Source organism: Microbacterium sp. MDV22-iso44, from assembly GCF_058629135.1.
This window is the reverse complement of record NZ_JBZVWS010000004.1, coordinates 178-22,892: the sequence shown is the minus strand read 5'-3', so window position 1 is coordinate 22,892 and position 22,715 is coordinate 178. Positions and strand designations below refer to the sequence as shown.

The following is a 22,715-nucleotide window of genomic DNA, read 5'->3' as shown; positions in this document are numbered from 1 at the left end:
GAGGGCCGGTTGAATGGGTGGGTGAGCGACTCCCGGCATCCCGACCCGTCTTCGATCGTCGCGCTTCGCGCGGACCTCGCCGCGGCGGGCTACACGGCCGACGCGGTGCGGGCGGCGTGGGGGGCGATCGCCGACGACGCGATCGGCCGCGGGCTGCTCGCTCCCGCCCGCCGGGGCCTCGCGGACCGCGCCGACGCGCTCGCGGTGCTGTGCCGACTCCTCTTCCTCGGTGACCCGGCGTCCGTCACCGACGTCGACGCCGCCCTGCCCACGGCCGGGGCGGCGGGCCTCGAGCGGCTGGGTCTCGTGCGGCTCGGCGCCGACACGGTCACCCCGACCGCGCTGCTGCGCCCGCAGGGGTACGCGGATGCCGGGGGTTCCGGTCAGTGGTGGATCGTGAGCGACCTCGACGAGGCGGCGCTCGGCGGCGCCCTGCCGACGGGACACGTGCTGGGGGTCGGAGGCGCCTCGCTCACGCTCGCGGGACTGCAGCTCGACACCCCCGCGCAGCGCGTGCTCGATCTGGGGACCGGATGCGGCATCCAGGCCCTGCGTGCTCGGCGGAGCGCACCGCGCGTCGTCGCCACGGACGTCTCGGAGCGCGCGCTGCAGTTCACCCTGCTCAATGCAGCCCTCAACGACGTCGACGGGGTCGAGGTGCGCCACGGCAGCCTGTTCGAACCGGTCGCCGGCGAGGAGTTCGACCGCGTCGTCTCGAACCCGCCGTTCGTCATCACCCCGCGCGTCGCCGGGGTGCCCGAGTACGAGTACCGCGATGCCGGTTTCGCGGGCGACGACCTCGTCGCCGCGTTCGTCTCGGGCGTGGGCGACGTCCTCGCCCCCGGCGGCACGGCGCAGCTGCTCGGCAACTGGGAGTACAGGGAGGATGCCGACGGTCTCGAGCGCGTGCGGGCGTGGGTCGCGGCATCCGCTCACCCGCTCGACGCGTGGATCGTGGAACGCGAGCGCCTCGACCCGCTCGCGTACGCGGAGCTGTGGGTGCGGGACGGCGGCACGACCCCCGGCAGCCCCGACTACGCGCGCCTGATCGACGCGTGGCTCGCCGACTTCGCGGAACGCGGCGTGACCTCCGTCGGGTTCGGGTACCTGCTGCTGCGGCGCACGCCGATCGGGATGCCGTCCCTCGCCCGCTACGAGCGGGTCACCCAGCCGGTGGGCGGGGCTCTCGGGACGCACCTCGGTGAGGCGCTCGCCGCGTGGGACCGGCTCGGACTGCTCGACGACGACGCGCTCGCCGACACGACCGTCATCGTGGGCCCGGACGTCACCGAGGCGCGTCACCACCGCCCGGGCGCGGAGGAGCCGTCGGTCATCGAGCTGCACCAGGGCGGCGGGTTCGGGCGCGCGCTGAACGTCGACCCGGCGCTCGCGGCCCTCGTGGGGGCATCCGACGGCGACCTGCCGCTGGGCGTGCTGATCGACGCGATCGCTGACCTGCTCGAGGTGGATGCCGGGGCTCTCCGCGCCGACACCCTGCCGCGCGTGCGCGAGCTCGTGTTCACCGGGTTCCTGCGCCTGGTCTGACCGGCGGGCGCGCGGGGCGGGGCGCACCCACCGGAGCCCCCGGCGACGCTCGGTAGGCTCGTAGGCATGCTGAACATGGCCGAGGGTCTCGCGCGCCTGGGCGCGCTCGCGGAGGCTCCCGTGTCGGCCGCGCTGGCCCGTGCGTTCGCGGATGCCGGGTACGAGCTCGCGATCGTCGGCGGACCCGTCCGCGACGCGCTGCTCGGCCGCAGGGTGAACGACCTCGACTACACGACGAACGCGCGCCCCGACGACATCCTGCGCATCGTGAAACCCCTCTCGACGGCGACGTGGGACATCGGTCGCGCATTCGGCACGATCGGTGCGAAGGTCCGCGGCGAGCAGGTCGAGATCACGACGTACCGGGCCGACAGCTACGACGGCACGACCCGCAAGCCCACCGTCGAGTTCGGCGACACGCTCGAGCAAGACCTGGTCAGGCGTGATTTCACGGTCAACGCGATGGCGCTGCGGATCCCCGGTCCCTCCCTCGTCGACCCGACCGGCGGCGTCGAGGACCTCGTCGGCGAGTCGCTCCGCACCCCGACCGACCCCGACGTCAGCTTCGGCGACGACCCGCTCCGGATGCTGCGCGCGGCGCGCTTCGCGAGCCAGCTCGGCATGGACGTGCATCCGGCCACCCTCGAGGCCATGACCCGCCTGGCACCGAGCCTGTCGATCGTGAGCCCCGAGCGCGTGCAGGGCGAGCTGGTGAAGCTTCTCGCGACCGACGCGCCGGACCGCGGCATCCGTCTGCTCGTCGATACCGGCCTCATGGAACTGTTCCTGCCCGAGGTCCCCGCGTTGCGGCTCGAGGTCGACGAGCACCACCACCACAAGGACGTCTACGAGCACTCGCTCACGGTGCTCGCGCAGGCGATCGACCTCGAGAAGCAGCGGCACCCGGGCGCGGCGCCCGACGTGACGCTGCGCCTCGCGGCGCTCCTGCACGACATCGGCAAGCCGGCGACGCGCAAGCTCGAGCCGGGCGGCGCCGTCAGCTTCCATCACCACGACGTCAAGGGCGCCCGCATGGCACGCAAGCGCCTGCAGGCCCTCAAGTTCGACGGCGCGACGACGGACGCCGTGTGTCAGCTCATCGAGCAGCACCTGCGCTTCTTCGGGTACGCCGAGGGCGCCTGGACCGATTCGGCCGTCCGCCGCTACGTCCGCGACGCGGGTGAGCAGCTCGAACGGCTGCACATCCTCACGCGGGCAGACGTGACCACGCGGAACAAGCGCAAGGCGGGTCGGCTGCGCTCGGCCTACGACGACATCGAGACGCGGATCGCGCAGCTCGCCGAGCAGGAGCAGCTCGAGGCGATGCGCCCGGCGCTGGACGGCAACCGGATCCAGGAGGTCCTCGGCATCCGCCCCGGTCGCGAGGTGGGCGAGGCGTACCGGTTCCTGCTCGACATCCGCCTCGATGAGGGCGTCGTCGAGCCGGAGGTCGCCGAGCAGCGCCTGCGCGACTGGTGGGCCGCGCGAGCCTGACTCAGTCGGCGTCGTCGGGCTCGAACACGGTCTCGATCGACGTCTCGAACAGACGCGCGATGCGGAACGCGAGCGGCAGGCTCGGGTCGAATCGGCCGCGTTCGATCGAGATGATCGTCTGACGCGAGACGCCGAGCTCGTCCGCGAGGCGTTGCTGCGACCAGCCGCGGTCCTGTCGCAGCGCAGGCAGTGTGTTCCGCACCCTCAGCCCCGGCGCCGCGCGACGAGGTAGCGGACGGTGAAGCTGCCCATCGCGATGAGAAGGACGCCGATGAGGGCGATGAGCACGTCGATCCGGGTGCCGGTGATGGCGAGGAACGCCGTGCCGAGCCCGACGATGAGGAGGATGTCCGAGAAGGCACCCTGCGCGGCCTTGTCGTACCAGGCGCCTTCGACGGACTCCTCGGGCCGGTCGATCGCGCCGCGCAGCGTGTTGCGATCGACCAGGAACGCCCAGACCAGGCCGACGAGCGCGGGGAGGGTGACGACCGTGAAGCCGATGCCCACGACGACGGGCGGGGTGGGGGCATCCCACATCGCGGCGGCGATGACGCCGACCAGGACGGCGAGGACGAGGCCGGCCGGGATCGCGATCACCATCGCGGGAGTGCTGCTGCCACCGCGGAGGCGTCCCCAGCGGGTGCGGTCGATGTTCGGCACGGTCCCGTCGGTGTTCGTCATGATGCTCTCCCAGGTGTCAAGGTCGCTTTACTGTAAAGCAACCTTGACACGGCCGGGGTGAGCGGCGCAAGGGTCGTGTCAGAGGCGCCGGGCCGCCGTCAGGTCGATGACGAACAGAGCCGCGCCCTGGATGACGATCGCCAGGCCGTGTCCGCGGGCATCGGCCGCGCCCAGGCGACCGCCGAACGAAGGGGTCCGCGCGGCGAGGTGCGCGCCGGTCGCGACGTAGCCCACGTCGAGCGCCGCGTTCACGAGCAGGATGCGGCGCAGCATCCGCTTCTTCGGGACGGTCTGCTGCCGGCGGGTGAACGCCGCGAGACCCGCGTCGATGGCCCCCCACATCAGCGTCTGCACGCCGAACGCGCGGGTCCGGGGGACCAGCGCGAGCGCGCCGCCGACGAGGACGGATGCCGTGCCCCACCGGGTGAGGCGACGGACGACGGTGCCGGTGACGCTCTTCGCGGATGCCATGCGTCCATGATGCGGGAGCGGCGGCACCGTGGGGTCGTTCGCCCGTCACGATCTGCACCGCCGTGCGGCGAGTCGTGACGGGCGAGGGTCGTCTCAGGCCGCGCGGGATGCCGCGAGGGCGCGACCGGCGTCGACCGCGGCCTGCTCCGCGCCGGCCTTGAGCTCGGCCGCGGCGTCGGTGAAGGCATCGAGCGCCGGGTTGACGCCCACCAGTGTGAAGGGGCGGTGGACGACGGTGAGCTCGAGACCCCAGACGTCCTCGAAGACACGGCGGAGCCACCCGGTCGAGTGGTCCCAGCCCTCGCGCGGGCTGCCGGGCGCGTAGTTGCCGCCGAGGACGGTCACCAGGGTCGCCGGCTTGCTGCGCAGCGCCGTCCCCTGCGGGTCGATCCGGGGATCCGTGTAGGCGAGGTCGAACCAGGTCTTCACGTGCTGCGAGACGCCGTAGTTGTAGAGGGGCACGGTGAACAGTAGCGCATCGGCGTCGATCAGCTCGTCGGCGAGACGCGTGCGGAGCGCGATCGCCTCACGCTGTCCGTCGGTCAGCTCCTCGACCGGCGTGAAGCCGGAGGTCACCGAGTCCCGCCAGGCGGTCGCGACGATCGGGTCGGCGGCGACATCGCGCCGCACGACGGTGGAGGACGGGTGGGCGGCGAGCCACTCCGCCTCGACGAGGTCGCCGAGCTCGCGGCTGGCGGACGTGGCGGGCAGGATGCTGGCATCGAGACGGAACAGGGTCATGTGCTTCTCCGATCAGAGTGACTATGGAAAACATAGCGGCTTCGTGAACGCTAGCACGCCTACGATGTATCCATGGCCGATGATCACGACGCGCGACAGTGCGACGCCGCGGTCTCGCACGCGTTCTCGATCCTCGGCAAACGCTGGAACGGCATGATCCTCGACGTCCTCGGTGAGGGCGAGCTCTCGTTCTCGGGAGTGCGCCGTGCCGTCTCGGGCATCAGCGACGCCGTCCTGTCGGACCGACTCACCGAGCTCTCCGACGCCGGCCTGATCGCGCGCCAGGTCGAACCAGGCCCGCCGGTCGCGGTCACGTACGCGCTGACCGAGGCGGGGTGCCGCCTGGCACCGATCCTGACCCAGCTCGGCGAATGGGCAGACGGCAACCTCCTCCGTCGCTGAGCCTGTCGCCGCGCGGCAGCCCGACCTAGACTGGCCGGCATCGCTCCTTCGACGATGATCGGAGCCCCATGAGCTCGCCGTGGTCCGCCCGGACCGAGGTCGCACCCGCCACCTCGCGCCTGCTGATCGAGCGCGCTCACGAAGAGCTCCTCGCGGGGAACACCGGGGATCCGCGTCTCGCCGACGTCCGTCCGCTGGTCCGCGAGTCGTGGCGTCGCTCGCTCGCCTCGGATGCCGCCGCCGAAGGCCTGCCGCGGCTCGACATGACCGCCGACGAACTCGAGGCGTACCGACGCGCGCACCCCCTGGCGGGTGTCATGGAGATGGTGCGCTCGCTGCTGCTCCCCGGCTCCGCAGAGGACTCCGGCGTCGTCGTCGCGGTCGGGGATGCCTCGGGCCGCCTCCTCTGGGTCGAGGGCGACCGCGGCATCCGCACGCTCACCGGCGACATGGGTTTCGTCGCGGGTGCGGATTGGGCCGAGGCATCCGTCGGCACCTCCGCGCCGGGAACGGCCCTCGCCCTCGACCGCGCCGTGCAGATCCGACAGGCGGAGCACTTCAACCGGTACGTGCAGCCGTGGTCGTGCACGGCGGCACCCGTGCACGACCCCGAGACGCAGCGTCTGCTCGGCGTCATCGACGTCACCGGCGGGTCGGAGGCCGTGACCCCTCAGGCGCAGCTGCTCGTCGACGCGACGGCCCGCGCCATCGAGAGCGAACTGCTCGTCGGACGCCTGCGCTCCCGGGCGGCGACGCCCAGGCGCCGGGCGACGCGCCCCGCGACGCGCCCCCACGCGACCCTGCGGGTGCTCGGGCGCGACCGTGCCCTGCTCGAGACGGCGGGGGATGCCGCGGCATCCGTCGTCGAGCTCAGTGCCCGGCACGCCGAGATCCTGCTCATGCTCGCGACCCACCGGGAGGGGCTGTCGGCCGACGCCCTGGCGGGGCTCGTCTACGGCGAGCCGGCCGTCGAGACCCTGCGACCCGAGATGGTGCGGCTGCGGAAGGTGCTCGAGAAGCGCGCGCCTCACCTCGTGCCGCTGTCGCGCCCCTACCGGCTGCCCGCCGAGCTCGAGACCGACGTGCAGCACGTCGTGTCGCTCCTCGGGCGCGGTGCGCACCGGGTCGCGCTCGCCGCCTACCCGGGCGCCGTCCTGCCCGAGTCCTTCGCCCCCGGGGTGGACGCGCTCCGCGAATCCGTCCGCGCGACCCTGCGCGAGACGCTCCTCACCGAGGCGGGCGTGGACGTCCTCCTCGCCTACGCCGACACGGCCGAGGGATCCGAGGATGCCGAGGTGCTGCGCCTCTGCCTCGGGATGCTGCCGGCCCGGTCGCCGCGCCGCGCTGGCCTCGTCGCCCGCATCGAAGCGCTGGGCTGACGCGCTCCGCGGGGCTGGCGCGCTTGCGGGTGTCCGCGGATGCAAGGGATCCGACGCGACACGCCGGGATCGGATGCCGGGGCGCGGCGTGTCGCGCGAGATCTATTGCATCCGCGCACGGTCGCCCCGCCCGGCCCGCGCAACCCGATGCAACCTCGGGCGGCGTAGCGTGCGGGCAATCCGATCCGCGGCGAGGACGCCGCATCCATGTCCGTCGAAGGAGACAGCATGACCATCGTCGAAGAGGGCGTCTCGAGCGCCTACGCCGCACCCGGCCAGCGGGGCTCGGTCGCCGAGTACCGTGCGCGCTACGGCCACTACATCGGGGGCGAGTTCGTCGAGCCCGTGAAGGGCCAGTACTTCGAGAACATCACCCCCGTCACCGGCAAGCCGTTCTGCGAGGTCGGCCGCGGCACCGTCGAGGACATCGACCGTGCCGTCGAGGTCGCCTGGCAGGCGTTCGCGTCGTGGCGGAAGACGACGCCCGCCGAGCGCGCCGTCATCCTCAACAAGATCGCCGACCGCATCGAGCAGAACCTCGAGAAGATCGCCGTCGCCGAGACGTGGGAGAACGGCAAGCCCGTCCGCGAGACGCTGGCCGCCGACATCCCGCTCGCCGCCGACCACTTCCGCTACTTCGCGGGCGTTCTGCGGGCCCAGGAGGGCACGCTCAGCCAGCTCGACGAGGACACGGTGGCCTATCACTTCCACGAGCCGCTGGGAGTGGTGGGGCAGATCATCCCCTGGAACTTCCCGATCCTCATGGCCACGTGGAAGCTCGCCCCCGCCCTCGCGGCGGGCAACTGCGTCGTGCTGAAGCCGGCCGAGCAGACCCCGGCATCCATCCTGTTCCTCTTCGAGATCATCGGCGACCTGCTGCCCGCGGGCGTCGTGAACATCGTCAACGGGTTCGGCATCGAAGCGGGCGCCCCGCTCGCCTCGCACAAGCGCATCCGCAAGATCGCGTTCACCGGTGAGACGACGACCGGGCGCCTCATCATGCAGTACGCCTCGCAGAACCTGATCCCCGTCACCCTCGAGCTCGGAGGCAAGAGCCCGAACCTGTTCTTCGAGGACGTCGCCAGCCGCACCGACGACGCGTACTACGACAAGGCGCTCGAGGGCTTCACGATGTTCGCCCTCAACCAGGGCGAGGTCTGCACGTGTCCGTCTCGGTCGCTCATCCAACGCTCGATCTACGACTCGTTCCTCTCGGACGGTCTCGAGCGCGTCGGCAAGGTCGTGCAGGGCAATCCCCTCGACCCGGCCACGATGATCGGAGCCCAGGCATCCAACGATCAGCTCGAGAAGATCCTCAGCTACATCGACATCGGCAAGCAGGGCGGCGCGAAGCTGCTCACCGGCGGCGAGCGGGTCGACCTCGGCGGCGAGCTCAGCGGCGGGTACTACGTCGCGCCGACCGTGTTCGAGGGCACGAACGACATGCGCATCTTCCAGGAGGAGATCTTCGGCCCGGTGCTCTCGGTGACGAGCTTCGACGACTTCGACGACGCCATCTCGATCGCCAACGACACCCTGTACGGCCTCGGTGCGGGCGTCTGGAGCCGCTCCGGCGCCACCGCCTACCGTGCGGGACGGGCGATCGAGGCGGGTCGCGTCTGGACGAACACGTATCACCAGTACCCCGCGCACGCCGCGTTCGGCGGGTACAAGCAGTCCGGCATCGGTCGCGAGAACCACCTCAAGATGCTCGACCACTACCAGCAGACGAAGAACCTGCTCGTGTCCTACGCCGAGGGCGCGATGGGCTTCTTCTGAGCCGACCCCCATGACCGACACCACCTACAGCAGGGTCGCCGTCTCGGACGAGGCGGCGGCTCTGCTGCGCACCCTCACCGCGCAGCACGGACCCCTGATGTTCCATCAGTCCGGCGGATGCTGCGACGGCAGCAGTCCCATGTGCTTCCCGATCGGGATGTTCCTCACCGGACCGGGAGACGTGAAGCTCGGCGACATCGACGCGGGCATCGACGATCCGATCGAGGTCTACATGTCGGCATCCCAGTTCGAGTACTGGAAGTACACGCATCTCACGATCGATGTCGTGCCCGGGCGCGGCGCGGGGTTCAGCGTCGAAGGACCGACCGGGATGCGGTTCCTCATCCGGTCCCGGATGCTGACCGCCGACGAGCTCGTCGCCTTCGGGCTCGCCTGACGCACGGCGCCCCCCGTCCGAGGGACGAGGGGCGCCGTGCGAACAGGGGACTCAGCCGTTGCAGGCTTCGCCGATCTTGCCTGCGGCGTCGGTGAACGCCGTGACGCCCGTGTTGATGTCGCCGGCGGCGGACTGCAGCGCAGCCTGGTCCTTGGCGTCGACCGCGTCGCTGATCTCGGCGAAGGTCTTCTCGAAGCTGCCCCAGGCCGTGGCGTACGCGTCGAACGCCTCGGAGACCTCGGGGTTGGTGATCTTGCCCGAGACGTCGTCGATCTTCCCGCCGATCTCGGAGAGGGTGTCGCGGACGGCGCTCGTGTCGCCGGACTGGATCGCGCTGTTGACCTCGCCGCTCGCGGCGTTGATCTCGCTCGACAGGTCGGTCATGTCGGACTGCAGGATGGAGCAGGCCTCGGCCGTGGTCTGGTCGCCGGTAGGCGCCTCGGCGTCAGCGGACGGGGACTGGGCGGCGGGAGCGGAGCTGACCGGCGCGGGGTTGGTGGTGGTGCCCGATTCGGCCGAGCCGCACCCGGTCAGGGCGAACAGTGCCAGCGTTGCGACGGCGAAGCCGGCGGAGATGGTGTGCGTACGTGACATGTGGGTCTCCTTGGTCTGCGGTGTGCGAGGACACGCACCATGACGACGCGCCCCCCGACGATCGACAACGGTAGCCGAGGAGTCCGAGCAGCTCGAACCGTGGACCGAGGGGTACTGCTGTGCTACGACGCGAACGAGGTCAGCGACCGTTCACCCGGGAGCAACCTCCCGGTCACGACCACTTGTTTGTATCGCGACGTGTCCTCTCCGATCGTGACCGTCATCCTTCCGGCGAAAGACGCGGGTCCCTACATCGGCACGACCGTCACGACTCTCGGACGCCAGTTCCAGGACCCCGGCCGGCTACGGCTGGTGGTCATCGACGACGGCTCGACGGACGACACCCGTGTGCAGGTCCAGCACTTCGCCCGCGACATGCCCCACGTGGAGATCATCTCCAACCCGCAGCCCGTCGGACTCGCCGCCGCCCGCAACCAGGGACTCGAGCGCGTGGACACCGAGTTCTTCTGCTTCGTCGACGGCGACGACTGGATGCATCCCGAGCGCCTCGAGAGCCTCATCGCCTCGATGCGCCGGCTGGAATGCGACTTCGTACGCACCGACCACGTGACCGACACGGACGGCCGCCGCCGGTTGATGAGGGCGCCGCACGCGTGGCGCGGACGGGCGGTGTCGCCGCGCGAGGCGATCCTGCCCGCGGACGAGACCACCATGGTCGACTACCCCTATGCCTGGGCGGGAATGTTCCATCGCCGCATCCTGGATCAGGGTCTCGCCCACTTCGAGCCCGGACTGTTCACGGCGGAGGACCGACCGTGGATCTGGCGGCTCCATCTGCGGGCGGCATCATTCGCCGTCGTCGACGCGCCCGCCATCCTGTACCGCCGCGGCGTCACGACCTCGCTGACCCAGGTCCTCGACCGCCGCCAACTCGACTTCCTCCCTGCCTTCGCCGAGGCGATCCGTGTCGTCGAAGACGACCACGACGCCGACAGGTTCCTGCCGAAGATCGCCACCACGACGATGTCGGTCTGCGCGTACCACCTGTTCCGCGCGCGGGCGATGTCGACCGCCGACCGCACGGCGCTGCGCAGCGGCATCCGCGATCTCCTCCGCGCCATCCCCGCGGACCAGATCGACCCCGCCCTGTCGCGCCTGTCGGATCGGCGACGCCGCATCCTTGCGCGCCTCGTGCGCGAGGTCCGCAGCGCATGACCCAGATCTTCGTCCTCAACTCGGCATACGGTCTCATGACGGCGGTGGCCGCGATGGATGCCGGTGCCCTCCCCGCCTCGTCGTCGGGTCGCATCCTGGTCGCCGTCAACGCCGCGATCATTCCCGAGGCCGGCGACGGCATCGTCGACGCCCCGCATCTGGCGGCGTTGCGGTCCCGCTTCGACCGCGTGATCGACCTCAACGAACTGCTCGCGCCGGAGCGGCCGCCGCACTGGCGGGTCACCGTCGGTGAGGCGCCCGTGCTCGAGCGGCTGCTCCGACAGGCCTGGGGGATCGGCGACCACGCGGTCGAGCTGTTCCTGCAGAGCCCTCAGGTCGCGCCGTCGCGCGTGTTCATCGACGTCTTCATGGGCGCGCCCGTGTCGATCGTCGGCGACGGTCTGATGACCTATTCGCCCATCCGCAACCGGTGGCCGCACACGGTCGCCGGTCGTGTGGTCGGCGTCGTCTACGCCGACACCGTCCCCGGGGTCGAGCCGCTGCTGTTCGCCGGCACCGACCGGTTGCCCGTCCCGGCGACGGCTCTCCGCGCCGTCGTCGACGAGGTGGCCGCCGCGACCGACGATCCCGCCATCGACGCGCTCGGCGATCTCGATCGGCCCGCGCTCGTCCTGGGCCAATACCTCTCGGCGCTGAAGCTCATCACCGCCGACGAGGAACTGCAGATGCAGTGCGACATGATCGACCGCGCGCTCGAGTGGACGCCCGGCGCGATCGTGTTCAAGCCGCATCCGTCCGCCGCACCCGCGCTGATCGACGACCTCGCCGCGCACGCGGAGAGTCGCGGCGTGCGGTTCACCGTGTTCCGCGGCGGCACCCCCGCCGAGGTCCTGGCGCTGCGAGCCCCGTTCGTCGGCGCGGTCGCGGGATTCTCGACCGCCCTCCCGACACTGCAGGCGCTGACCGGACTCCCCATCGCCGCCGTCGGCACCGAGCTGCTGCTGCAGCGGCTCACGCCCTATGAGAACGGCAACCGCATCCCGGTCACGATCATCGACGCGCTCACCCGCGCCGATTCGCCGTACCGGGGAGAGCGGATGCAGCACCTCGTCGACGCGGTCGGCTTCGCGATGCAGCCGGTGATCGCCGCGCACCTGCGCGCTCGCGCAGAGGAGTTCCTCACCGAGGCGCCCGCCGACGAGCGGCACCGCTACTTCGCCCGCACCCGGCTGAGCTCGCTCGGCCTGCCGGGCGGTGCCCGGCCCGGACTGTTCGCCCGCGCCCTCGGGGCGCAGAGTGGCGCGAGTCGGATCACCGAGATCCAGCTCGCCCTCCGCGGCGCTCGCCGCCGCGGCAAGCGGGCCTGGAAGGCCCTTCGAGGAGGATGACCGTGGCAGGCACCGTCGAGACGATCGCGATCATCCCTGCCCGAGGTGGGTCGAAAGGGGTGCCGGGCAAGAACGTGGCGCGCGTGGGCGGGGTGCCGCTCGTCGTCCGTGCCGTGCGAGCGGCGCACGCGTCCGGAGCCGTCGACCTCGTCGTGGTCTCCACCGACGACGAGGCGATCGCGGCCGCCGCACGCGACGCAGGCGCCCGCGTCATCGCCCGCCCGGCCGACATCTCGGGCGACACGGCGAGCTCCGAGAGTGCACTCCTGCACGCCCTCGACGTCCTCGCCGACGACGGCATCGCGCCGCGGGTGACGGCGTTCCTGCAGGCGACGAGCCCCTTCATCCCGGCCGATGCGCTGCGCGACGGGCTCGCCGCGGTCCGGAGCGGGCGCGCCGACAGCGCCTTCTCGGCGCGGGAGAGTTACGAGTTCGTCTGGCGGCGGGATGCCGACGGTGCCGCATCCGCTCTCGGTCACGACGCGGCGCACCGTCCCCGCCGGCAGGAGCGGGAACCGCACTACGTCGAGACCGGCGCGTTCTACGTCTTCACGACCGACGGTTTCCGTCGCGCGCGGCACCGTTTCTTCGGCCGCACCGAGATCGTCGAAGTGCCCGAGGCGACGTCGATCGAGATCGACGACCCCGCCCAGCTGCGGACCGCCCAGGCGCTCGCCCACCTCGTGGCGCCCGCCGAGCCGATCGCCGCGACGGTGGTCGTGACGGACTTCGACGGTGTGCACACCGACGACTCCGCATGGGTGGATGCCGCCGGCACCGAGCACGTGAGGGTGAGCCGCTCCGACGGCATGGGCGTCGCGCTGTTGCGCCGTGCGGGGGTGCCGATCCTGATCCTCTCGACGGAGCAGAACGCCGTGGTGCGGGCGCGGGCCGAGAAGCTGCAGGTCGAGGTCGTCCACGGCGTGGCGGACAAGGCATCCGTGCTGCGGCAGTGGGCCGATGACCGCGGGGTCGACCTCGCCGAGACGGCGTACCTCGGCAACGACGTGAACGACCTCGCTGCGATGGCGCTCGTCGGCTGGCCGATCGCGGTCGCCGATGCGCAGCCCGAGGTCGTGGCGGCCGCACGCATCGTCCTGATGCGCCGCGGTGGCGACGGTGCGGTGCGGGAACTCGCCGATCGTGTGCTCGCCGCGCGCTGACCGCACGCATCCGACAGCCAGTCGTCCGGTCCTCGCCATCGGGGGTTCATCCGTCATTCACGGTCGGAACCCACCCTGAGAGGAGTAACGACGAAAGGACTCGCCATGACGGTGACCATCGGAAACCACGTGCTCGGCGGCGGACACCCCGTGTACGTCATCGCCGAGATCGGCCTCAACCACAACGGCGACGTCGAGCTCGCCAAGCGGCTGATCGACGTCGCCGCCGACGCCGGCGCGGACGCCGTCAAGTTCCAGAAGCGCACGCCCGAGATCGCCACCCCGGCGCACATGCGCGACACTCTGCGCGAGACGCCGTGGGGCACCATGACCTACCTCGAGTACCGCTACCGCGTCGAATTCGACCGCGACCAGTACGTCGAGATTGGCGACCACGCCACGATGCGCGGGCTGGACTGGTTCGCGTCGCCGTGGGACGTGCCGAGCGTCGACTTCCTCGAGGACCTCGGGGTCGTCGCCCACAAGGTCGCCTCCGCGAGCCTCACCGACATCGAGCTCCTCGAGGCGCTCCGCGCCACGGGCAAGCCGGTCATCCTGTCGACCGGGATGTCGACCATCGATCAGATCGACCGTGCACTCGAGGTGCTCGGCACCGACCGCACCGTGCTGATGCACGCCACGTCGACCTACCCGATGGAGCCCGAAGAGGCGAACATCAAGATGATCGCCTCGCTCCGCGACCGGTACGCCGGTATCCCCATCGGCTACTCCGGTCACGAGCGGGGCCTGCAGATCTCCCTCGCCGCCGTCGCTCTCGGCGCCGTCGCGGTGGAGCGTCACATCACTCTCGACCGCACGATGTGGGGCTCGGACCACGCGGCATCGCTCGAGCCGACCGGCCTCGAGCACCTGGTCCGCGACATCCGTGTCATCGAGACGGCTCTCGGAGATGGCGTCAAGCGCATCTACGACGGCGAGCTGGCTCCGATGGCGAAGCTGCGCCGCGTCCCGGCATGATCATGCGCGGTGACCGTCCGGGACGCCTGCGCGTCGTCGCGATCGCCGACGCCGACTCCTTCGTGAAGTGGTCGGCGGCGCTCATCGACTCCGCGCCGTCCGCCGATCCGCACCTGCTGCTCGTGCAGACCCCGCTCGTGGTGAGCGTGACGCAGGAGCATGCGGCGTTGGCGGGCACCGGCATCCGTCCCGAGGCGGTCACCCGCGTGGTCTACGACGACATCGCCGCCTGGCTGGCGAAGGACCGCCCCGACGTCGTCGTCATCGGCGGCCGCGGTCCGTTCGTGCGCCTCGTGATGCGTCAGATCGACCGGGTCACGCCGCGCCCGGTGGTCGTCTCGGGTCTGCCCGGGATGTCGATCCCGGCCCAGCGGGGCGCGGCGCTCTATCGCCGGCACTGCGACCTGATGGTCGTGCACTCGAAGCGCGAGCTGCGCGCGTTCCGGCAGCTGGCGGACCGGCTCGGGCTCACGATGCGCTTCGGTCTGGCCACCCTGCCGTTCGCCCGCCCCGCCCACGAGGCCATGGGCGGTACGGACCTCGTCTTCGCCGCGCAGGCGATCGTGCCGCGCGAGCCCGAGGAACGGCGCCAGCTCGCCGAGATCCTCCGCGCCGCAGCTCTGGCAGACCCTACCCGGCGCGTGGTCCTCAAGCTGCGCAGTCGGCCCGACCTCGGCGAGGCCGAGACGCACTTCGAGCGCACCGAGCTGACCGATCTCCTGCGCGATCGGCCCGACAACCTCGTCTTCTCGCACGAGCCGATGTCTCGGGCGCTCGAGACCGCGGAAGGGCTCGTCACGGTCAGTTCCACGGCCGCGATCGAGGCGATGGCGATGGGCGTGCCCGTCATCGCGCTCACGACGTTCGGGGTCTCGAAGAGCCACCTCAACACCGTCTTCAGTCGGAGCGGCGTGCAGGGGGGCGCCGACGATGTGATCGCTCGGCGGTTCCGGCATCCCCACACCGCATGGCTGGCCGACAACTACTTCCACGACGCGACCGAATCGACGTGGTGGTCGGACGTCGAACGGCTCGTCGACATGCGCCGCCGGGGTGCGCTCGCGCCGCGCGTCGTGCCGATCGCCCGCGGCGGGCGCCTTCACGAGGCGTGGCAGCGCAAGGCCGTCCTCGGCGCGGAAGATCACTCGGTCCTCGGAGCCGTCGCGCTCGCCGTCGGCGCCCCTCTCGTCTGGGGCATCCTGACGGCCCGCAAGGTGCTCGGCCGGCGCGGCGCCGAGTCGTGGTCCGACGCGGGCAGCGACATCACGGTGACGCCCGCGCGCTATCAGGACCCCATCGTGCGCCCGCGCCGATCCGTCCTGGCGACCGCCGTCATCGACTGAAGATCGCCCCGAACACCCCGCTCTGCAGCGCGAACCAGACGATCACGATCGCTCCGCCGATCAGGATGGTCGCCCACGGCACGGTCGTCTTCAGTCGGCGACCGCTCGGGGCGACGCCCGGCGGCGGGCGGAGCGCCTCGACCGGCGGCGCGAACGGGAGGGCGCCCGCCACCCCGTCGGGCGATGTTCCGCTCGCGGCGCCGCCGACGACACCGGATGCCGCTGCGCCGGCGGCGGGCATCGCCAACCGGTCGTCCCGCCACCGCTCCCACTGCGCGAGCTTGTCCATCAGTGCACCGACGACGGAGAACAGCCAACCCCACGTCCGCGGATCGAGGGTGGAGAAGTCGCGCTTGCCGTACAGGAACAGCCAGTCGTCGACGATCTCGACATCGAGCTGCGCGGCGTTGTCGATGAACCTCGCCATGATGTCGGGCGTGAAGAGGTAGAGCGCGTCCTGCTCGTAGCCCTCCGGGCAGTAGAGCGAGAAGTATTTGTCGAAGTCGCCCTCGAGGCTGAGCCGCTGGTGCTTGTCGAACGTCTGCGGCAGGTTCGTGCCCAGGAAGGTGTTGTTGCCCTCGGCATCCAGCACGATGTGGGGCAGCGGGGTGCCGAGACGTATCGCGACGTAGCCCCAGCGGTGGGTGGTGCGGTTCTTGCCCGACCCGGTCGTGTACCGGTAGTTCCCGAACTCGACCAGGCGGGGCTGCTCGCCGCGGAGGATGTCCGTCGCCGTGCGCGAACTGCCGAGCGAGAAGATCATCCCCGGCAGCGGCGGGTTGGATGCCTGCGGGTACCAGGTCATGCCGTTCGCCCGGGCGAACTGGTCGAGTCGGTACCAGCGCACGCCGCCGTTGCGGTACGCCTTCACGATGAGGGCGGTCAGGCCGGCGGCGATGAGGCCGACCACGAGGATGATCGCGATCGACCCGGCGCCCTCGGGCGGTGACCCCTCGAAGAACGGGGCGAACACGAGTCGGAAGACGAGGTTGACGACGACGAGGCCGAAGACCCCGACGACGGCGACGATGAGGCATCCCGCGGCCCAACCAGCGGTCTTCGGCGCGCGCCCCGTCGACAGGAGGTGCTTGCGGTACGCCCGCGCCGTGGCCGCGTCGACGGGGTCGGTCAGAGGTCGCGCGTCGAAGGCGGGGGTGCTCATGCGGCCACGGTACCGAAAGCGCCACCCCGCGAGAGATCCTGCTCGCGGGGTGGCGTCGGGTGCACGTTCTGTGCCTGTGTCAGCCGGCGTGGGCCGCGCGCACGTCGACGACCCACGTCACTCCGAAGCGGTCGGTGAGCATGCCGAAGCCGGCGCTCCACGGCGACGCGGCGAGCGGCTCGATGACCGTCGCGCCGTCGGCGAGGGATTCCCAGCGCGCGGCGACCTCGTCGAGGGTGTCGCCCTGCAGCGAGACGAAGAAGGCCCGGTCGGTGATCGTGGCGCCGTTCTCGCGGCGGGTCGAACCGGCCACGGCCTCGGCGCCCCGCGTCTCGCCCGGGACGTCGTACGCCATGAGCCGGAAGCCGTCCGCCGCGAGGAGGATGCCGAACACGACCTTCTCGGCGCCGGGCGCCTCGGCGGGCATGCCGACCTGCGCGTACGTCGTCACCGAGACGGTGCCGTCGAACACGCGGCCGTAGAACTCGAGCGCGGCGCGGGCGTCGCCGTGGAAGTTGAGGTGCGTGGTGGTGGAGAGGGTCATGGTGGTCCTTCGGTCGGTGGCTGTCTGTCGGGATCCACTCTTCGCCGCATAGAGGACCGTTTCTGTCCGCTTCTCGAGCAGGATGGAGGAATGTCGTCGCCGTCGCACCGGATGTTGGATCTGCTGTCCGTCCTGCAGTCGCGCCGCGACTGGGGAGGTCAGGAACTCGCCGACCGGCTCGGGGTGACCGTCCGCACGGTCCGTCGGGACGTCGACCGGCTGCGGGAGCTCGGTTACGCGATCACGGCGGCGAAGGGCCCGTACGGCGGGTACCGACTGAGCCCGGGCGACGAACTGCCACCCCTTCTCTTCGACGACGAGCAGGCCGTGGCCATCGCCGTCGCGTTGCAGTCGGCATCCGGAGTCGACATCACGGATGCCGCGGCCCGAGCCCTCGCGACGCTGCGGCAGGTCATGCCGTCGCACCTGCGCCACCGCATCGACGGGATCCGGTTCGAGGCGGGGCCGCCGGCCGAGCAGGTCGCGACCGCCGCGCTCGAAGCGGTGAGCGTCGCCGCACGCGAGCGCCGGACGCTCCGCTTCGACTACGGCGACGACGCCGATCGGCCCACCCGGCACGCGGAACCGCACGCCGTCGTCGCTCGCGACGGACGCTGGTACGTGGTCGCGTGGGACAGGGATGCCGCGGACTGGCGCATCCTCCGGCTCGACCGGCTGCGGCCCCGCCAGGGCGGCGGGGTCCCGTTCGAGCCGCGCGAGATCCCGACGGGGGATGCGCAGACGTATCTCACGGCCAGGTTCAAGGGATCCGAGACGGCGGACCGGTGGCCCGTGACGGGAGAGATCGCCCTGCCGCTGCCGGCTCGGCGGATCGCGCCGTGGCTCGGCGACGCCGAGCTCGCGGAGCGCCCGGACGGCACGTGCGTCGTGCGGGTCGGGTCGTGGTCGTGGGCGGGGGTGCTCGCCTGGGCACTGCGGTTCGATGTGCCGTTCGAGGTCGTCGGCCCACCGGAGTTGGCCGCCGCGGCGGCGGGGGCGGGGAGCTGGATGGCGGCGTCCGTGACCGGGCCGGTCATCCGCTAGACTGTTGTGGTTGTCCGTCTGCGCTCATGCGCGGAATCAGCGGACACGTGCATCAACCCTCCTGATGCCGGGAAATGCTCGGCATCCGTTCTAGTCCGAAGGAGGTGGGTTAGTGACGCACATCCACCAGTACGAACTCATGGTCATCCTCGACCCCGAGATCGACGAGCGCCAGGTCGCTCCCAAGCTCGACGGTTTCCTCAAGGTCATCACCGCAGACGGTGGCACCATTGACAACGTCGACGTCTGGGGCAAGCGCCGTCTCGCCTACGAGATCCAGAAGAAGAACGAGGGCATCTACGCCGTCGTCAACTTCACCGGCACGAGCGACGCCACGAAGGAGCTCGACCGTCAGCTCAAGCTGAACGAGCAGATCATGCGTACCAAGGTCCTCCGCGCCGAGGAGGCGATCGCTCAGGTCGCCGCCGAGAAGGAGCGCGCTGAGGCCAAGGCCGCCCGCAAGGCTGCGAAGGCCTAAGGCTCATGGCCGGCGAGACCATCATCACGGTCGTGGGAAACCTCACGGCGGACCCCGAGCTGCGCTACACGCAGAACGGCCTGCCCGTCGCGAACTTCACGATCGCATCGACGCCGCGCAGCTTCGACCGTCAAGCCAACGAGTGGAAGGACGGCGAAGCGCTGTTCATGCGCGCGTCGGTCTGGCGCGAGTTCGCTGAGCATGTCGCAGGCTCGCTCACCAAGGGCATGCGGGTCGTCGCGACCGGCCGCCTGAAGCAGCGCTCCTACCAGGACCGCGAAGGCAACAACCGCACGGCGATCGAGCTGGAGGTCGACGAGATCGGCCCCTCGCTCCGCTACGCGACCGCACAGGTCACCCGCGCCGCGTCCAGCGGTGGCAATGGTGGCGGCGGTGGCGGCAGCTTCGGCGGCGGTCAGCAGCAGTCGCGTCCGCAGGTGCAGGCAGACGAGCCCTGGGCGACGCCCGGGTCTTCGGCCCCTGACGCCTGGAGCGCGCCCGGGACGAGCTACGGCGACGACACCCCGTTCTGATTCGAATTCCGGATGCCGCGGGCTGCGGCATCCACCTCTCTTAAGGAAGACACATGGCTGGAAAGGCAACCGGCGATCGCCGCAAGCCGCGGAAGGGCGCGAAGAACGCCGCTCCCGCGAAGGCGATCCGCGTCGGCGTCATCGACTACAAGGATGTCGCGACGCTTCGCAAGTTCATCTCGGAGCGTGGAAAGATTCGCGCCCGTCGTATCACCGGAGTCTCGGTGCAGGAGCAGCGTCTGATCGCCAAGGCGATCAAGAACGCCCGTGAAATGGCGCTCCTGCCCTACGCCGGCGCTGGCCGGTAAGGAGTACCGACATGGCAAAGCTGATTCTCACGAACGAGGTCGCCGGGCTCGGTAGCGCAGGCGACGTCATCGAGGTCAAGAACGGGTACGCCCGTAACTACCTCATCCCCCAGGGCTTCGCTGTGGCCTGGACCCGCGGTGGCGAGAAGCAGGTGGCGTCTATCCGCGCCGCTCGCGAGTCCCGCGCGATCCACGACCACGAAGAGGCTGTGGCGCTCAAGAACACGCTCGAGTCGAACACGGTCAAGCTGGCCGTCAAGGCCGGCGCAGAAGGCCGTCTGTTCGGTTCGGTGAAGACCGCCGACGTGGCCGACGCCGTCAAGGCCGCTGGTTTCGGTGACCTCGACAAGCGCAAGATCCACATCACCTCGCCGATCAAGGCCGTGGGTGAGCACGAGGCGACCATTCGCCTGCGTGACGACCTCACCGCCGTGATCACCCTGCAGGTGGTCGCCGCCAAGTAACCCTGGCGCGCGGTTCGGATGCCGCGGTTCCCTCCCTTCGGGGCGGGGGCCGCGGCATCCGGCGTTTGGGGGCGTGTGTGCGGGCGCGCGGGTGTGTGCGGGTGTTCGCGTGTTTGCGGGTGTTCGCGGATGCAAGGGTTTCGGGGCGACACGCCGGGCTGAGGGGCTCGGGGTCGGGGTGTCGCTCGCGATCTCCTGCATCGGCGCACGGGTGGGACGGATGCCGCGGGTCGAGGCTCGCGGCATCCGCCCCCTCGGGGGAGATCAGACGGTGCGGCGTCGCAGAGTGAGCAGTGCTCCCGCCGCGATCAGGGCGACGGCCGCGATCGGCAGCCAGGTCAGGGGGATGCCGCCGGTCTGTGCCAGCATGCTCGCCCCGTCGGTGTCGCTCGCGGCGGTCACGGGAGCCGTCGGAGCGGCGCCGGGGCCGGGGATCTGGTCGTCCGTGCCCATGCCCGGAGTGTCACCGGGGACCGTGCCCGGGTTCGCCGGGATGGTGCCCGGGTCCGTCGGGTCCACGGGGTCGGTCGGGTCGACGGGGTCGACCGGGTCGGTCGGGTCCGTGCCGGGGTCGGTCACCGTGCTGTCGCCGATGATGGAGACCGCGGTGTCGCCGATGGTGACGGGGATGTCGATCGGCAGCAGGATCTGCGTACCGCTGCCGACCCCGTTTTCGCCCGAGGTGACCGGGGCGCCGGGCGTTGTGCCCGTGCCAGGCGTGCCGGCCGTGCCGCCGCCGACGGTGGTGCTGTCGCCGATGACGGAGATGGCGGTGTCGTCGACGGTCACCGGGAGGGTGACCGGGGCGACCACCTGGGTGCCTGAGCCGATGCCGTCGGTTCCGTCGGTGGACGGCGTTCCGGTGGTGCCGGTGGCGGGTGCGGCCGGGGTGGCTGCATCCGTGCTTTCGGTGGTGCTGTCTCCGATGATGGAGACGGCGGTGTCGTCGATGGTCACCGGGAGGGTGACTGGGGCGACCACCTGGGTGCCTGAGCCGATGCCGTCGGTTCCGTCGGTGGACGGCGTTCCGGTGGTGCCGGTGGCGGGTGCGGCCGGGGTGGCTGCATCCGTGCTTTCGGTGGTGCTGTCTCCGATGACGGAGATCGCGACGTCCTCGACCGTCACGGGGACGGTGATGGGCGCGACGACCTGCGTTCCGGAGACGGCGCCGTCGGAGCCGTCGGTGGTGGCCGACGGTGCGGGCGACGACGGTGCGGCCGGGGCCGCGGCATCCGTGCTCTCGGTCTTGCTGTCGCCGATGACCGAGACCGCGGTGTCCTTGACGGTCACCGGAGCCTTCACGGGGGCGACGACCTGCGTGCCGGACGCGATGCCGTCGGACCCGCTGGTCGACGCGGCGGGAGTCGTGGCGGGCTCCTTTGCCGATGCGGCGGGTGCGGCATCCGTGGACTCGGTCTTGCTGTCACCGATGACCGACACCGCGGTGTCCTTGCCGGTCACCGGAGCCTTGACGGGGCCGACGACCTGGGTGCCGGAGCCGACGCCGTCAGACCCGCTGGTCGACGCTGCGGGAGCCGTGGCGGGCTCCTTTGCGGGTGCGGCGGGTGCGGCGTCCGTGCTCTTGGTCGAGCTGTCGCCGATGACCGAGACCGCCGTGTCCTTCACGGTGACGGGGACGGACACGTCGATGATCGCCTGCGATCCGGAGGCAGCACCGTTGGACCCGCTGGTGGAGGCGGAGCCGGAGTCGCGCGACGGAGCCGCAGAGGACCCCTTGTCGCTCGAGCTCGTGGACGAGTCGCCGATCAGCGAGATCGCCGTGTCGCCGACGCTGATGGGGACATCGACGTTGAGGAGCGCCTGGGTGCCCGAAAGCAGCCCGTCCTCTCCAGAGGTGGTCGGTTCTGCAGCCTGTGCGGCTGCCGCGCCGAAGAGGGTGATCCCCCCGGCGACAAGCGTGCCCAGCAGGGCGCGCGACAACATGGTGTTCATTTCTCTCTCTCCTGGAACATGACTGGGGATGGCGCGAGTGCGCCGTCACGCGGGACGTGCGGGATGCGTGCCGCGAAGATGCGCGGCAGAGTCCCCGTCAGTCGGGAGAGACGTCGGTGTCGAAGAAGGGCGCGGGCAGGCCGTGCTCATCGTTCGGCCGTCCCCGCCGCGCCCAGGCACGGTGCGCGACGGGGAGACCGAACGGAAGCAGGGCGAACAACCCGGCAGCTCCTCCGGATGAAGCAGAAGTCAACGAACCTGTTCCCGCCAGAGGCGCCGCGGGCGCGGGCGGGGCGGTGTCGGGCGTGAGGGATGCTGCACGCTCAGCAGCGGCCGACGATACGTCGGCGGCCGAACCAGCCGCCACGGCCGCACGGAAGGCGTCGCGCGTCGCGAGCGCCGCGGGGGTCGCCGGGGCGGCCGACGTGGAGGTCGAATCTGCACCCACCACGGGGGCGGCGGGCGTTGCGCCGGCTTCGACGCGAGGGGCAGAACTGTCGCTCCCCGGCGCTGCAGGCGAACTCGGCGAGGACACTCCGGGCGTGACGCCGAAGCCAGGTGCCGCGGGCACCGTGACGGGCTCGACGTCGTCGACGAGGGGGGGAAGCTCGGTCTCGATCACCGGGTCGACCGCATCCACTACCGGGTCGACGACCGGGCGGACCGCCTCCACGACGGGCACGACGACTCCGTCAGTGATCGGCGTGACGACGCCGATCACGGGCGGTAGAACGGTG

At 71.1% G+C, this 22,715-nt stretch carries 24 protein-coding genes and 1 pseudogene; 16 read left to right on the top strand and 9 right to left on the bottom strand.

Annotated elements, in window-relative coordinates; all coding sequences use genetic code 11:
- Positions 1 to 21 precede the first annotated feature (21 nt).
- A complete protein-coding gene (locus AC4NN1_RS12860; protein WP_491955539.1) occupies positions 22 to 1,545 on the top strand; it encodes a DUF7059 domain-containing protein in 1,524 nt (507 codons plus the stop codon).
- Between the two features lie 66 nt (positions 1,546 to 1,611).
- Positions 1,612 to 3,039: a CCA tRNA nucleotidyltransferase gene (locus AC4NN1_RS12855; protein WP_018187785.1), complete on the top strand. Its 1,428-nt coding sequence runs from the start codon at positions 1,612 to 1,614 to the stop codon at positions 3,037 to 3,039.
- Between the two features lies 1 nt (position 3,040).
- On the opposite strand, the gene AC4NN1_RS12850 is transcribed toward AC4NN1_RS12855, so the two are convergent.
- The 4 genes from AC4NN1_RS12850 to AC4NN1_RS12835 form a co-directional block, all read right to left on the bottom strand.
- On the bottom strand, positions 3,041 to 3,241 hold the full coding sequence (locus AC4NN1_RS12850) for a helix-turn-helix transcriptional regulator (protein ID WP_020097595.1): 201 nt from the start codon (positions 3,239 to 3,241) through the stop codon (positions 3,041 to 3,043).
- A gap of 2 nt (positions 3,242 to 3,243) precedes the next feature.
- Entirely contained in the window at positions 3,244 to 3,720 is a 477-nt protein-coding gene (locus tag AC4NN1_RS12845; protein ID WP_116227790.1) for a hypothetical protein, read from the bottom strand.
- A gap of 78 nt (positions 3,721 to 3,798) precedes the next feature.
- Positions 3,799 to 4,191, bottom strand: coding sequence for a DUF6992 family protein (locus AC4NN1_RS12840; RefSeq protein WP_116227789.1), 393 nt, complete (start codon positions 4,189 to 4,191; stop codon positions 3,799 to 3,801).
- 93 nt (positions 4,192 to 4,284) lie between these two features.
- The gene (locus AC4NN1_RS12835; protein WP_491955538.1) at positions 4,285 to 4,932 is read right to left on the bottom strand and encodes an FMN-dependent NADH-azoreductase; all 648 of its coding nucleotides are present in this window, start codon (positions 4,930 to 4,932) and stop codon (positions 4,285 to 4,287) included.
- 72 nt (positions 4,933 to 5,004) lie between these two features.
- Between AC4NN1_RS12835 and AC4NN1_RS12830 the strand changes: the two genes are divergently transcribed.
- The 4 genes from AC4NN1_RS12830 to AC4NN1_RS12815 all read left to right on the top strand — a co-directional run bounded on the left by AC4NN1_RS12830 (position 5,005) and on the right by AC4NN1_RS12815 (position 8,889).
- Positions 5,005 to 5,334, top strand: a complete 330-nt coding sequence (locus AC4NN1_RS12830) for a winged helix-turn-helix transcriptional regulator (protein WP_018187780.1) — start codon at positions 5,005 to 5,007, stop codon at positions 5,332 to 5,334.
- A 68-nt stretch (positions 5,335 to 5,402) separates the two neighbouring features.
- Positions 5,403 to 6,713, top strand: a complete 1,311-nt coding sequence (locus tag AC4NN1_RS12825; RefSeq protein WP_491955537.1) for a GAF domain-containing protein — start codon at positions 5,403 to 5,405, stop codon at positions 6,711 to 6,713.
- Between the two features lie 228 nt (positions 6,714 to 6,941).
- Positions 6,942 to 8,492 carry an acetaldehyde dehydrogenase ExaC gene (gene exaC / locus AC4NN1_RS12820; RefSeq protein WP_311858423.1) on the top strand — a complete coding sequence of 517 codons (1,551 nt, stop codon included), beginning with the start codon at positions 6,942 to 6,944 and terminating at the stop codon, positions 8,490 to 8,492.
- A 10-nt stretch (positions 8,493 to 8,502) separates the two neighbouring features.
- Positions 8,503 to 8,889: a DUF779 domain-containing protein gene (locus AC4NN1_RS12815; RefSeq protein ID WP_018187777.1), complete on the top strand. Its 387-nt coding sequence runs from the start codon at positions 8,503 to 8,505 to the stop codon at positions 8,887 to 8,889.
- A gap of 51 nt (positions 8,890 to 8,940) precedes the next feature.
- Here AC4NN1_RS12815 and AC4NN1_RS12810 read toward each other — a convergent pair whose 3' ends face one another.
- A complete protein-coding gene (locus AC4NN1_RS12810) occupies positions 8,941 to 9,483 on the bottom strand; it encodes a hypothetical protein (RefSeq protein ID WP_018187776.1) in 543 nt (180 codons plus the stop codon).
- Positions 9,484 to 9,681: 198 nt separating this feature from the next.
- On the opposite strand from AC4NN1_RS12810, the gene AC4NN1_RS12805 reads away from it, so the two are divergent.
- The 5 genes from AC4NN1_RS12805 to AC4NN1_RS12785 all read left to right on the top strand — a co-directional run bounded on the left by AC4NN1_RS12805 (position 9,682) and on the right by AC4NN1_RS12785 (position 15,492).
- Positions 9,682 to 10,659 carry a glycosyltransferase family 2 protein gene (locus tag AC4NN1_RS12805; protein ID WP_231370911.1) on the top strand — a complete coding sequence of 326 codons (978 nt, stop codon included), beginning with the start codon at positions 9,682 to 9,684 and terminating at the stop codon, positions 10,657 to 10,659.
- Positions 10,656 to 12,008 (top strand): polysialyltransferase family glycosyltransferase, encoded by a 1,353-nt coding sequence (locus AC4NN1_RS12800; protein WP_491955536.1) that lies wholly within the window; start codon positions 10,656 to 10,658, stop codon positions 12,006 to 12,008. Before AC4NN1_RS12805 ends, AC4NN1_RS12800 begins: the two co-directional genes overlap by 4 nt.
- Positions 12,005 to 13,171 (top strand): cytidylyltransferase domain-containing protein, encoded by a 1,167-nt coding sequence (locus AC4NN1_RS12795; protein WP_491955535.1) that lies wholly within the window; start codon positions 12,005 to 12,007, stop codon positions 13,169 to 13,171. Before AC4NN1_RS12800 ends, AC4NN1_RS12795 begins: the two co-directional genes overlap by 4 nt.
- Before the next feature lie 105 nt (positions 13,172 to 13,276).
- Complete coding sequence (locus AC4NN1_RS12790) at positions 13,277 to 14,149, top strand: N-acetylneuraminate synthase family protein (RefSeq protein ID WP_018187772.1); 873 nt, start codon at positions 13,277 to 13,279, stop codon at positions 14,147 to 14,149.
- Positions 14,146 to 15,492 (top strand): DUF6716 putative glycosyltransferase, encoded by a 1,347-nt coding sequence (locus AC4NN1_RS12785; protein WP_491955534.1) that lies wholly within the window; start codon positions 14,146 to 14,148, stop codon positions 15,490 to 15,492. Before AC4NN1_RS12790 ends, AC4NN1_RS12785 begins: the two co-directional genes overlap by 4 nt.
- Here the strand turns inward: AC4NN1_RS12785 and AC4NN1_RS12780 are convergent.
- Both AC4NN1_RS12780 and AC4NN1_RS12775 read right to left on the bottom strand, forming a co-directional pair.
- The gene (locus AC4NN1_RS12780) at positions 15,482 to 16,654 is read right to left on the bottom strand and encodes a hypothetical protein (protein ID WP_491955533.1); all 1,173 of its coding nucleotides are present in this window, start codon (positions 16,652 to 16,654) and stop codon (positions 15,482 to 15,484) included. The genes AC4NN1_RS12785 and AC4NN1_RS12780 overlap by 11 nt on opposite strands.
- A gap of 79 nt (positions 16,655 to 16,733) precedes the next feature.
- Positions 16,734 to 17,198: a VOC family protein gene (locus AC4NN1_RS12775; RefSeq protein WP_116227780.1), complete on the bottom strand. Its 465-nt coding sequence runs from the start codon at positions 17,196 to 17,198 to the stop codon at positions 16,734 to 16,736.
- A gap of 90 nt (positions 17,199 to 17,288) precedes the next feature.
- On the opposite strand from AC4NN1_RS12775, the gene AC4NN1_RS12770 reads away from it, so the two are divergent.
- From AC4NN1_RS12770 to rplI, 5 genes are all read left to right on the top strand, one after another.
- The gene (locus tag AC4NN1_RS12770; protein WP_491955532.1) at positions 17,289 to 18,242 is read left to right on the top strand and encodes a helix-turn-helix transcriptional regulator; all 954 of its coding nucleotides are present in this window, start codon (positions 17,289 to 17,291) and stop codon (positions 18,240 to 18,242) included.
- A 112-nt stretch (positions 18,243 to 18,354) separates the two neighbouring features.
- A complete protein-coding gene (rpsF, locus tag AC4NN1_RS12765; RefSeq protein ID WP_018187768.1) occupies positions 18,355 to 18,720 on the top strand; it encodes a 30S ribosomal protein S6 in 366 nt (121 codons plus the stop codon).
- Positions 18,721 to 18,725: 5 nt separating this feature from the next.
- Positions 18,726 to 19,253: a single-stranded DNA-binding protein gene (locus tag AC4NN1_RS12760; protein ID WP_018187767.1), complete on the top strand. Its 528-nt coding sequence runs from the start codon at positions 18,726 to 18,728 to the stop codon at positions 19,251 to 19,253.
- Positions 19,254 to 19,306: 53 nt separating this feature from the next.
- Positions 19,307 to 19,561 (top strand): 30S ribosomal protein S18, encoded by a 255-nt coding sequence (gene rpsR, locus AC4NN1_RS12755; RefSeq protein ID WP_005054609.1) that lies wholly within the window; start codon positions 19,307 to 19,309, stop codon positions 19,559 to 19,561.
- An 11-nt stretch (positions 19,562 to 19,572) separates the two neighbouring features.
- Positions 19,573 to 20,025 (top strand): 50S ribosomal protein L9, encoded by a 453-nt coding sequence (rplI, locus tag AC4NN1_RS12750; protein WP_018187766.1) that lies wholly within the window; start codon positions 19,573 to 19,575, stop codon positions 20,023 to 20,025.
- A 264-nt stretch (positions 20,026 to 20,289) separates the two neighbouring features.
- Here rplI and AC4NN1_RS12745 read toward each other — a convergent pair whose 3' ends face one another.
- Complete coding sequence (locus AC4NN1_RS12745; RefSeq protein WP_491955531.1) at positions 20,290 to 21,978, bottom strand: LPXTG cell wall anchor domain-containing protein; 1,689 nt, start codon at positions 21,976 to 21,978, stop codon at positions 20,290 to 20,292.
- Between the two features lie 97 nt (positions 21,979 to 22,075).
- Positions 22,076 to 22,715, bottom strand: a pseudogene (locus tag AC4NN1_RS12740) (hypothetical protein); the annotation flags it as partial.